Source organism: Colwellia polaris, assembly GCF_002104515.1.
GTDB lineage: Bacteria > Pseudomonadota > Gammaproteobacteria > Enterobacterales > Alteromonadaceae > Cognaticolwellia > Cognaticolwellia polaris.
On the sequence record NZ_NBOE01000001.1, the window covers coordinates 955,156 to 966,998 of the forward strand.

The following is an 11,843-nucleotide window of genomic DNA, read 5'->3' on the forward strand; positions in this document are numbered from 1 at the left end:
GCAAACTAAGATAACTATGGCAAATTTTTTTAAAGCAAGCCCCAAAAAAGTAACAGCTCAACCAAACTTAACGTTGAAAGTAAGCCATTTAGATCATCAAGGTTGTGGTGTTGCATTTCATAACAAAAAACCGGTTTTTATTGATGGTGTATTGGTGAATGAAACGGTTGAAGTAAAAGTATTTGAGCAAAAAAGTAAATTCGCCAAAGCTAAGCTGCTCAAGGTTGTTTCGGCGAGTGATGATCGAACCGAGGTTAAGTGCCGGCATTTTTTCCAGTGCGGCGGGTGTAATTTACAGCATATGGTTTACCAGCAACAGCTGGTGTATAAGCAAGATAAAATAACACAGTTGTTTTCTCGTCAAGCACTCGAACAAAACTTACCATGGCAAGCACCTATTGTGAGTGAGCCATGGCATTATCGCCGTAAAGCAAGAATAGGGGTGCAATATAATAAACGAGGCGAACCTATTATTGGTTTTCGCCAACGTGAAAGTAACCATTTAACAGAAATTAAATCATGCGCTGTTCTTGTTAATGATTTTGACCATGTTTTTGCCGAGTTAAAGAAAACCTTGCCTAAACTCTCAGGAAAAAATGCGGTTGGGCACATTGAAGTGATTTCAGCTAACGTTAATGTAGTTGTTATTCGACAGCTGGTTAACATTACAGCGGCAGACAGAAAGGTTTGGACTCACTTTGCCAGTAACAACCAATGGCAAGTCTATTTTGATGATGGAAAAAGCATTTCGCCATTACTCGAAGATTTAGCCTTAAATTATGCCCTAACCGATACTTTAAATATTGGTTTTACCGTGCAAGATTTTATTCAAATAAACCATCACGTTAATCAAAAGATGATAGCGCAAGCTCAAGCTTGGTTAGCATTAAATGAAAATGACGTTGTACTCGATTTGTTTTGTGGATTAGGTAACTTTAGTTTGCCGATTGCTCAGCAAGTTAAGCGTGTTGTTGGCATTGAAGGTGTTAGCACTATGGTAGATAAGGCAGAAGAAAATGCCTTAAAAAATGGCATTACTAATTGTCGTTTCTATCAAGCAGACCTTAACAGTGATTGGCAGCAGCATGCCTGGGTAAAAGAAAAATATACCAAGGTTTTGCTTGATCCCGCGCGTGCAGGAGCTTACGAAGCGTTAGTACAATTGCTTACTTTTAAAGTCGAAACAGTGTTATATGTTAGTTGCGATCCTGCTTCTTTAGCACGTGATGCAAAGTTATTGATTGAACATGGTTATAAAATTGAAAAAATTGCCTTAATGGATATGTTTTCGCAAACAAAGCATGTTGAAACTATGGTAATGTTTAGCTTATAAAACGGATCTAACATTGAATCACAGGTAGGGAGTTTCATGGTTTCTGTACGTAAGTCGCATCAAATGTCACAAGCAAGTTTTGAACAGTGGCTAGTTGCGCTTGAATTAGATAATGACAAGAAAGCAGCATTAGAAAAATTGTATGCGAAAGTAAACGATTTATTTGATGCGAGTACTCCTTGCCAAACTAAATCTTTAGAGATGGTAGAAATACTGTCTGCTTTAAACCTTGATACCGATTCATTATGTGCCGCCTTTATTTGCCCTTTGTATGAATACAACTGTATTAGCTTAGAATATATAGAAGAAAATTTTTCAAAAAAAATATATTTGCTTTGCAAGGGCGTAAGCCAAATGGAAGCAATTAAAGCGTTGAACCAATCACAATCTAGCCGAGTAAGTGCTAACCAAGTTGATAATGTGCGCCGTATGTTATTAGCCATGGTGGAAGATGTTCGTGCTGTGGTTATTAAATTGGCAGAACGTTTGTGCCATCTACGTTTAGTTAAAAATAGTGATGAAGAAACCCGTGTGCTTGCTGCGAAAGAAACCAGTAATATTTATGCACCTTTAGCCAATCGTTTAGGTATTGGTCAGTTAAAGTGGGAGCTAGAAGATCTTTCTTTTCGCTATTTACACCCGAAAGTATATAAAAGCATTGCAAAACAGCTAGATGAAAAACGTCTCGACAGAGAGCAGTACATGACTGACTTTGTTGCTAATATTGCAGAACAGCTGAAGTCTAGCGGCATAAAAGGCTGCGTTTATGGCCGACCAAAACATATTTACAGCATCTGGAAAAAAATGCAGCAAAAGTCACTGGATTTTGAACAGTTATTTGACGTGCGAGCCGTACGTATTGTTGTTGATGAGTTACAGGGCTGTTATGGCGCATTAGGCTTAGTACATACCAGCTGGAATCATTTATCAAAAGAATTTGATGATTATGTCGCGACACCAAAAAGTAATGGTTATCAGTCAATTCATACTGTTGTTATTGGCCCTGAAGGTAAAACGATAGAGATCCAAATAAGAACCCAGCAAATGGATGACGATGCCGAATTGGGCGTTGCAGCCCATTGGCGCTACAAAGAAGGTAGTGCCAGTGGCAAAACTTCAGGTTTTGACGAAAAAGTAAGCTGGTTAAGAAAAATTCTACAGTGGCAAGATGATGTTTCAGAAAGTGGCGAGTTACTTGACGAGTTACGTAGCCAAGTGTTTGAAGACCGTATTTATGTTTTTACCCCAAGCGGCGACGTAGTCGATTTACCAAGCGGTTCTACACCGTTAGATTTTGCTTACTATATTCACTCAAACGTTGGCCACAGTTGTATTGGCGCAAAAGTATTTGGTCGAATTGTACCCTTTACGCATATATTACGTACTGGCGATAAAGTTGAAATTCTTCGCAGTAAAACCCTAAACCCAAGTCGAGACTGGTTAAACCCAAGTTTAAAGTATCTGCATACTTCGCGCGCTAGGGCAAAAGTTCAGCACTTTTTCCGATTACTTGACCGAGATAAAAACCTCGCTGCCGGTAAAGAAATGTTAGAAACCGCGTTAGGTAAATTACAACTGTCATTAGCAAAAGTTGATTTGTCAGTAGCAACAGAGCGTTTTAATTTAACCACTAATGATGATTTATTTGCAGCAATAGGCTCAGGCAATACCCGTTTGTTACAAGTGGTTCATTGTTTACAGCAGCAAGATGAAAAATCAAAACCTGAAGTAGAGATTGATCCGCAAAGCTTAATTCGTCAGCCACAACAAACTGATACGCAAACGGGCGATAGTAATGGTATTACAGTTTCTGGTGTCGGCAATTTATTAACCCACATGGCTAAATGCTGTCAGCCGGTGCCAGGTGATGAAATACTCGGTTTTATTACCCAAGGCCGCGGCATTTCTGTACACAGGGTTGATTGTGACCAACTTGCTAATTCGCTGAACCAGCAACCCGAGCGTGAAGTAGAAGTGCAATGGGGTGGTAGTAATAATAAAAGTTATCAAGTTAGCATTAATATTATCGGTGGCGATCGCCAAGGCCTACTCAGGGATATATCAACAATTATTTCTAATGAAAGAGTCAGTATTATTGGTATTGAAAGTAACACTGATAACGCCAAGCAAAGCATGAGCATGACCATCAAAGTAGAAATTGCTAACAATGAAGCTTTAACGCGATTATTAGCAAAACTTAAACAGTTAGATGATGTTACTGAAGTTAAAAGATTATAGGCGGAATATTTAAAATAATGTTAAACGAAAAACCCTCAATAGATAAACTTCGTTGGATAATGGCAGAGTTACGTGACCCTGAAACTGGCTGTCCATGGGATTTAAAACAGACTTTTGCTTCTATTATTCCGCATACGATTGAAGAAGCTTACGAGGTTGTTGATGCCATTGAGCAAGAAGACTTTACTGAGCTTGAAAAAGAGCTAGGTGATTTACTGTTTCAAGTGGTGTTTTATAGCCAACTTGGCGCAGAAGAAAAGCGATTTGATTTCGACAGCGTTGTAAGCGCCATTTGTGAAAAATTAATTCGCCGCCATCCTCATGTGTTTGCCAGTAGTGACTTTACATCTGATGCTGAAATTAAAGCCAATTGGGAAAATGAGAAAGCTAAAGAACGTCAAGACAAAAACAATGATAATAATTTAAGTATTTTGGCTGATATTCCACGTAATTTACCGGCATTATCGCAAGCGGCAAAAATTCAAAAACGCTGTGCACATGTTGGTTTTGATTGGCACAATATTGATGATGTTTTTGCGAAAGTAGAAGAAGAGGTTTTAGAGGTCAAGGCAGAGCTGCATCAAGATGATAGCGCTTTGGCAGAAGAGTTAGGTGACTTAATGTTTGCTGTAGTTAATTTATGTCGCCATGCTAAGCAAGATCCCGAAGTATTATTACGCCAAGCGAATAACAAATTTACTAAGCGATTTCATGGTGTTGAAGCACAAGTAAATAATACTGATAAAAGTATGGAGCAACACACGCTAGATGAACTTGAAGCATTTTGGCAACAAGTGAAAGTTTCTGAAAAACCATCGTATTAGCATCACTATTCAACCCACACCTTGAGGTAAATATGAATTCTGTACCTGAGTTAGTCGACAGCAAAATAACACTACATAATAAAGTTGTTACCTTAACTTTTAATCGCCACGATGTGCGAAATGCGTTAACGGGTACGACAATAGCAGATGATATTGTAAACACAGTTGAATGGATTAATAAAACACCTGAAATAGCGGTATTGATTATAACTGGCGATGGCTCTGCTTTTTCTTCAGGTGGCAATATTAAAGATATGGCTGAACGTGCTGGCGACTTTGCTGGTGATGTACAAGCACTTGAGCGACGTTATCGAGAAGGTATTCAGCGTATACCTCTAGCGCTACATAAGTTAGAAGTGCCTGTTATTGCGGCGGTAAACGGACCAGCTATAGGCGCAGGTTTTGATATTGCCAATATGTGCGATATTAGAATTGCCTCAACTAAAGCTAAATTTGGCGAAACTTTTGTCAACTTAGGGATTATTCCTGGTGACGGTGGTGCCTGGTTTATGCAGCGCTTAATTGGTTATCAAAAAGCGGCTGAGTTAACATTTACCGGGCGTGTTATTAATGCCCAAGAAGCAAAAGAAATAGGTATTGTTTTAGAAGTTGTAGCGCCTGATGAATTAATCGAAAGAGTAAACCAACTCGCGAATGAAATGGCGGTGAAGCCTGTTGCTTCCTTACGGTTAACTAAGCGATTAATGAAATTAGCACAACGTACAGAGTTACCCGACTTTCTTGATATATGCGCCGTATTTCAGGGCATGTGTCATAACAACCCTGAACATTTAACGGCTGTAAATACCATGATTGAGAAATTGGCTAAATAACTTAGTTAGACATATTAAACGCTATTAAAAGCTATTAAAAAATTATTTAAAAGGGACAGCTAGTCAGTTGCCGCTTTTAACCTGTATTAGTTTTGTAATGACTTAAAATGAGCTACTTATTGCGTTATCTAAGTTGTTCTTTAACTTGCTTTTAAAGCGTGGCTTAACTGCCGAATAAAGTTATCGATGTCAGTTTTATCAATATCTAAATGTGTCACTAGTCGCATAGGATTACCTGGGGTTAGCAATATATCTTGGTGCTTTAATTTTTCCACTAAGCTCACTACATCGACTGCTGCTGCAAAAGTAGCAAAAACCATGTTTGTTTCAACGTGCTCAAGGTTAACTGAAACATTAGGTAACTGGTTTAGAGCGTTAGCCAAATATTTTGCATTTTCGTGATCTAATACTAGTTTTTTCGGGTTTTGTTCTAAAGCTATTTTAGCTGCAGCGGCAATAATGCCTGCTTGGCGCATACCTCCACCAACAACTTTTCGCCAGCGTTTAGCACTTTTTATTAACGCTTCTGAGCCTAATAGTATTGAGCCTATTGGTGCGCCAAGGCCTTTCGATAAACAAATAGACATTGAGTCTACATGTTGGCAAATCTCTGTAATATCTACATTTAATGCTGTGGCCGCATTATAAACACGCGCACCATCTAAATGTAATGCTAAGTTATGTTGCTGAGTAAAGGCGCGGGCTTTTGACATATACTCTAAAGGTAACACTTTACCATTAATGGTATTTTCAATGCTGAGTAATGTAGTGCGAGCAAAATGAGCATCATCAGGTTTTATAGCGGCCGCCAGCTTCTTAAAACATAGTGCACCGTCTTTTTCATTGGCGATTGGTTGTGGCTGAATAGAGCCTAGTATCGCAGCACCGCCGCCTTCAAACATATAATTATGGGCTTGTTGGCCACAAAGGTATTCATCACCACGTTGGCAATGCGCCATTAGGGCTAATAAATTTGCTTGTGTACCTGAGCTACAAAACATAGCACTGGCAAAGCCGTGACGTTTAGCTGCCCAAGATTCAAGTTCGTTTACCGTAGGATCATCACCGTATACGTCATCGCCTACTTCTGCATTTGCCATAGCAGTTCGCATTGTTTTACTAGGGCGCGTTACGGTGTCAGAGCGAAAATCAATCATGGTGTACCTTTTTAATTAATTTGAAATAGACAGAGTATTAATGGCGTGCAGCAGCAAAAAACTTCGTATTTATATGAACGCGCAATCCATTTTGTTCTTAATATAAAAAAGGCATCATATTGATGCCTTAGTTTTAGTCATTGATAATTTGCTTAGTCTTCTGGAAGCTCAGCATTGTGATAAATATTTTGTACGTCGTCACAATCTTCAAGCATGTTGATGAATTTTTCGAAGTTGGCTAAATCATCTTCACCTGAAATTTCAGTATAAGTTTGTGGTACCCACGTAATTTCTTCTACTTCAAGCTCAACATCAGCCATGTTTTCTGCAAATTCAGTTTTTAGTTTAAAAAACTCAGTATGCGGTGCATAAACGGTAATAATACCGTCTTCAAGTTCAACATCGGTTACGTCGATATCGGCCATCATTAGGTTTTCTAGTACAACTTCGTCATCTTCACCTTTAAAAGCGAAAACAGCTTGGTGATCAAACATGTGAGAAACGGTGCCAGACGAACCAATTTTTGAATAAGTTTTGGTAAAACATTGACGAACATCTTTAATGGTACGATTGCCGTTATCGGTTAAGCAATCAATAATTACCATACAGTTACCAGGGCCAAAACCTTCGTAACGTGAGGCAACGTAATCTTCACCGCCAACACCTGATGCTTTCTCAATTGCTTTTTCAATAACATGCGTTGGCACTTGATCTTTTTTAGCTTTTTCAATTGTACGACGCAATGAAAGGTTACTATCGGGGTCAACGCCACCATTTTTAGCTAATACGTAAATCTCTTTACCGTACTTTGAATAAACTTTAGTCTTTTGACCCGCAGTTTTGGCCATTGATAATTTACGGTTTTGGTATGCTCTGCCCATCTGAATACGTCTCGTTGCTAATGATTAAAATTTCTATGCGCTAGATTCTAACGGGTAGTGTCGGCTATTTCTAGTGCTGAGCTCATTTGAGCTTTCAAATTTTATAATAACATGCAAATATTTACCTATTAGCCGTGCATATTTGAGTAATTATTTGAATATTATATTTGTTGCCGATATTTTTGGCCGTACAGAAGAATTTAAGGCGTTATGTCAGCAAATAACTTCTAATATTGAGCAAGTGCTTAACCTTAAAAACTCAGTTAATGTTGAATGCCACTTAATAGGGCCATATCAAAAGCAACCTAAGCTGTTCAACTCTGAACAAGACGCTTATCAGTACTTTACAAAAACAGTGACTTTGCAAGGCTACGTTAAGCACCTAAAGACAGAACTTTCTAAAATATCAGGTATCAATTTCCTGGTGGGTTTTAGTGTTGGAGGCAGCGCTGTTTGGCAGTTATGTGCAGAAAATACTGCTAAGCAAAATGTGTTGGCTACTTGCTTTTATAGTAGTCAAATTAGACATATGATGCAGTTAACACCGAATATTGAGACTAGGCTTATTTTACCTATTAGTGAGGAACATTTCTCGGTTGCAGAAATGTGCAGCGTTTTACAAAAAAAACCAAACATTACTATTGAACAAAGCAGAAAGTTGCATGGTTTTATGAATGCGTTATCGCCGAACTATGATAGTAATGCGTATCAACATTACATTAAAAGGCTAACTGATTTATTATCAATAAAATATAACCAGTTCATCACAGAGCAATCATCAACTTCAACCGCAGCCAAATAATCTGTAAAGCTGTATTACCTAAAGTATCGACATTAACCATAGAGTAAATCATGAAATTTAAAATCGTATTTCCCTTCGCTGTTTTGGCTTTGCTAGGATTGAGTGCTTGCGAACAAGCGAGTACCGAGATAACGCATACTGAGGTAGCGAATACCGAGGCAGCGAGTAGTGTAGAGGTTAACTTAAAGAACCTCCACCAAGATATTAAAATGCTAGCATCTGATGAGTTTGAAGGCCGTGGCCCACTCACTGCCGGCGAAAAATTAACCATTGAATACTTAGCAAAACAATACCAGTCAATAGGGCTAGCACCTGGAAATAAAAACAGCTTCTATCAAGCAGTGCCTATGGCAAAAGTTACACCTGATCAAAATATGCAGTTGGTTATTGGTGAACATAGCTTTGTTGCCGGTCGAGATTTTACCGCACGAACAAAGCAAGTTAATGGCGATATTGTATTAGCCAATTCTGATGTGGTATTTGTTGGTTATGGTATTAACGCACCAGAATACCAATGGAATGACTATGAAAATGTTGATGTAAAAGGCAAAACTGTCGTGGTATTGGTTAATGATCCCGGCTTTGCAACCCAAGATAATGCGCTGTTCACCGGTAATGCAATGACATATTACGGCCGTTGGACTTATAAATACGAAGAAGCAGCTCGACAAGGTGCGAAGGCCGTTTTTATTATTCACGAAACAGCGCCAGCAGCATACCCTTGGAGCGTTGTTGAAAGTTCAAATACTGGCAGTAAATATAGCTTAGTAGATAACGAAAACAATGTCAGTAAGCTACCAGTTATGGGCTGGATACAACACGCTGTGGCCGATAAAATATTTACCTCAGCTGGTTTATCACTTGAAGACATGCAACTTTTTGCCCTAAATAAAAACTTTAAAGCGGTTAACTTGCAGCAAACCGCTAATTTAACGTTAAAAAGTGCAATCGAAAATGCTGAATCTAATAATGTTGTTGCAATGATTAAAGGTGAAAGCAGAGCTGATGAATATATTGTGATCAGCGCCCATTGGGATCATTTTGGCACTAAGCAAACAGCGGAAGGCCTGAAAATATATAATGGCGCAATTGATAACGCCACGGGCAGTGCTGCAACGGTTGAACTAGCACGTATTTTGATGAAGCAACACCAAATCAAACCGTTTCAGCGTTCGATTTTATTTGTTAATTTCACCGCTGAAGAAACCGGAATGATCGGCTCAGAGTTATTTGCTTTAGGTACTATTGTTCCGACTAAAAATATGGTCGCCATGTTAAATATTGACGGTATGAACGCGTTAGACGCGGTTGATTATATTTTGCAATACGGTAAAGGCATGTCAGAAATGGAAGGCTATTTAGCTGATGCTGCTGCGAAACAACAGCGTGAAGTTAAAATGGACCCTCGACCGCAAAATGGTTTGTTTTTTCGCTCTGATCACTTTTCATTAGCAAAACAAGGTGTACCCAGTTTATTGTTTATGAGTTTAGGTGATACAGACCCAGACTATATAGCGCATCGTTATCATAAAGAAGAAGATGACTATTCTGCCTCATGGTCGTTGGGCGGCATGGAGCAAGACATAAAACTTATTGCTGATATTGCCAGTACATTGGCCAACAGTAATGACTGGCCTAAATGGCAAGCAGATTCTGATTTTAAAAAGCGAAGAATGCAAGATCAAAAGTAAGTAGGTTAATTGCTGCAGGCCATTAAGGGTTTAAGTGCTAACAGACTATAGTTAGCACTTTAAGGTCAATTGATTTTAGCTTTTAAAATACTTATTACCTTTAAATACCTCGATTTTTATCAGTAATGTAAAGTCATAAAGCTGCACGCTAACTATAATTTAATCGGATGTTTAACGTGTTAGTGGTAAATAGATAAGCCCAATTCTTCAGCTAGGCTCGCCACTAAATTTGTACCGATAACAGAGTTGCCGAATGAATTTAAAGGCGGGCTCCAAGTACAAATAACACCATAGTTAGGCACTATGGCAATAACACCTCCACCAACGCCACTTTTAGCGGGCAAACCAATAGAGAAAGCAAACTGCCCCGATTGGTCGTACATGCCGCTGGTTGATAATATCGCATTAACGCGGTGTGCATCTCTTGGGCTGCAAATAACTTTATTGGTTAGTGGGTCAACACCTTTATTGGCGAGAAAAAGCAAACTAGTTGCTAGCTGTTCGCAACTCATTGCTACCGAGCATTGGGTAAAGTAATGGCTTAATAAGTCAGGTATTTCTGCTTGAATATTACCAAAACTTTTCATCAAATAAGCCAATGCCGCGTTTCTGTTGCCGTGAGCCAATTCAGAATGAAAAACATGATTATCGATAAACACTGACTCGTCATGCGCTAATTTTCGCATAAAACTTAAAAAGGCTAATTTACTGGCAGAAAAATGGCTAGTTAGCACATCAGCAACTAATAAAGCACCAGCGTTTATCACCGGATTTCTAGGAATACCTTTCTCCCATTCTAATTGAATAATAGAATTAAAGGGTTGCCCAGATGGTTCCATATTTACACGTTGCCATAAATCATCGCCAATGCGTTTCATTGCCATTACTAAGGCAAAAACTTTAGAAATACTTTGTATCGAAAAAGGTTCTTGATAATCACCAGCGCCGGCTGTTTTACCGTCAATAGTTGTTACACAAACCCCCATCTTTTTAGGGCTAACTTCCGCTAAAGCTGGAATGTAGTCGGCAACTTTTCCTTGAGTATAAAAACCCTGTTGTTCGGCAAGTAATGTTTGTAACTTTATCTGTAAATTAGAAATGTCTTTGATCATAAATAGAACTTGTTTTGTCTTTATAAGCGCTGAAGTAAACTTGTAGGGACCTCATTATGCACAAAAAGACTTCAATACCCAATGGTTTGTAAGTGCTGTGTTGCATGTAATGGAATCGCACATTCTTTTATTTATTCTGAAGTGATGAGGATTTAGCTGGTATGAATAGCGTTGCAACGCAATTAAATAAAAATTTATTGATGTTTACTTAACTGCGTTATTAATGAAAGGCAGCATTACTCATTAAACTGATGATAGCGTTACTGGCTATAAAAATGAGTAATGCGCTAGTGTTATTCAACGTCCCACTGACTAATTGAGATATGTTTTATTTCAATTAAGAAAGAGATGGTTTCGTTGATGGTGCTTGCTATGTTACTAATCATGTAAAACTCCGTTTAGTTAAAAAGATAATTAAATTGATAGTTAAATTGATAGTTAATATAGACGTATTAATCAGCTAACTCTGCAATTGTCTCAACTTGTTCAAGTGGTAAAAGTTGCTTGATCTTTTGTAAGTTTTTAACTGTAATTTCATTGTCATCAATTTTTACAGCAAGTTCAAAGTCGCTTAATGCAGCATCTAATTGGTTTTGTCTATATCGAGCAACACCACGGTTACTGTAATTTAATGCAGTTAAAAATTTCACCTTGTTACTTTGGCGTTTTACTGACTCTAAGGTATTAATAGCGTCGGTACAGGCTGATTCAGACTTGTTGCTATGACTAAGATCAGATTGCAAGTAAGCCACACATAAATTCATTTTATTAGCATAAAAGTCTTGAGTTTTTTCACTTGAGGTTAATTTCTTTATACCTGACTCTACTTTGCCTTCTGTTAAGTCAGTAGTACCTACAGCGCCTTTAACAACAGCTACTTGAAATATCGAGTTGCTGGCCAAAGTTGAGTAACTTGTACTTAATAACAAAGTGGCTAATAGTGTGCTTGTTAACATTGATTTTTTCATTTTC

Annotated in this window: 10 protein-coding genes; 6 read left to right on the forward strand and 4 right to left on the reverse strand. The window is 38.3% G+C overall.

All coding sequences use genetic code 11. The features are described 5' to 3' along the window. Window positions 1-16: 16 nt before the first annotated feature. The 4 genes from rlmD to B6A32_RS04340 are packed head-to-tail and all read left to right on the forward strand — an operon-like array spanning window position 17 to window position 5,228. Window positions 17-1,333: a 23S rRNA (uracil(1939)-C(5))-methyltransferase RlmD gene (rlmD, locus tag B6A32_RS04325; RefSeq protein WP_085301465.1), complete on the forward strand. Its 1,317-nt coding sequence runs from the start codon at window positions 17-19 to the stop codon at window positions 1,331-1,333. A 36-nt stretch (window positions 1,334-1,369) separates the two neighbouring features. Next, window positions 1,370-3,571 carry a GTP diphosphokinase gene (gene relA / locus B6A32_RS04330; RefSeq protein ID WP_085301466.1) on the forward strand — a complete coding sequence of 734 codons (2,202 nt, stop codon included), beginning with the start codon at window positions 1,370-1,372 and terminating at the stop codon, window positions 3,569-3,571. A 17-nt stretch (window positions 3,572-3,588) separates the two neighbouring features. Then, window positions 3,589-4,395 (forward strand): nucleoside triphosphate pyrophosphohydrolase, encoded by an 807-nt coding sequence (mazG, locus tag B6A32_RS04335; RefSeq protein ID WP_085301467.1) that lies wholly within the window; start codon window positions 3,589-3,591, stop codon window positions 4,393-4,395. A gap of 32 nt (window positions 4,396-4,427) precedes the next feature. Beyond that, on the forward strand, window positions 4,428-5,228 hold the full coding sequence (locus B6A32_RS04340) for an enoyl-CoA hydratase-related protein (RefSeq protein ID WP_085301468.1): 801 nt from the start codon (window positions 4,428-4,430) through the stop codon (window positions 5,226-5,228). Window positions 5,229-5,368: 140 nt separating this feature from the next. Here B6A32_RS04340 and ltaE read toward each other — a convergent pair whose 3' ends face one another. Continuing rightward, window positions 5,369-6,385, reverse strand: coding sequence for a low-specificity L-threonine aldolase (gene ltaE, locus B6A32_RS04345; protein WP_085301469.1), 1,017 nt, complete (start codon window positions 6,383-6,385; stop codon window positions 5,369-5,371). A gap of 152 nt (window positions 6,386-6,537) precedes the next feature. After that, a complete protein-coding gene (locus B6A32_RS04350; RefSeq protein WP_085301470.1) occupies window positions 6,538-7,266 on the reverse strand; it encodes a YebC/PmpR family DNA-binding transcriptional regulator in 729 nt (242 codons plus the stop codon). A 154-nt stretch (window positions 7,267-7,420) separates the two neighbouring features. On the opposite strand from B6A32_RS04350, the gene B6A32_RS04355 reads away from it, so the two are divergent. Both B6A32_RS04355 and B6A32_RS04360 read left to right on the forward strand, forming a co-directional pair. Next, entirely contained in the window at window positions 7,421-8,068 is a 648-nt protein-coding gene (locus B6A32_RS04355; RefSeq protein WP_158088446.1) for a dienelactone hydrolase family protein, read from the forward strand. A 50-nt stretch (window positions 8,069-8,118) separates the two neighbouring features. After that, complete coding sequence (locus B6A32_RS04360; RefSeq protein ID WP_085301472.1) at window positions 8,119-9,759, forward strand: M28 family metallopeptidase; 1,641 nt, start codon at window positions 8,119-8,121, stop codon at window positions 9,757-9,759. 179 nt (window positions 9,760-9,938) lie between these two features. Here the strand turns inward: B6A32_RS04360 and glsB are convergent, their stop codons facing one another. Together glsB and B6A32_RS04370 are read right to left on the reverse strand one after the other, a co-directional pair. After that, window positions 9,939-10,871: a glutaminase B gene (glsB, locus tag B6A32_RS04365; RefSeq protein ID WP_085301473.1), complete on the reverse strand. Its 933-nt coding sequence runs from the start codon at window positions 10,869-10,871 to the stop codon at window positions 9,939-9,941. Between the two features lie 452 nt (window positions 10,872-11,323). Further along, window positions 11,324-11,839 carry a tetratricopeptide repeat protein gene (locus B6A32_RS04370; protein ID WP_085301474.1) on the reverse strand — a complete coding sequence of 172 codons (516 nt, stop codon included), beginning with the start codon at window positions 11,837-11,839 and terminating at the stop codon, window positions 11,324-11,326. Window positions 11,840-11,843: the final 4 nt, after the last annotated feature.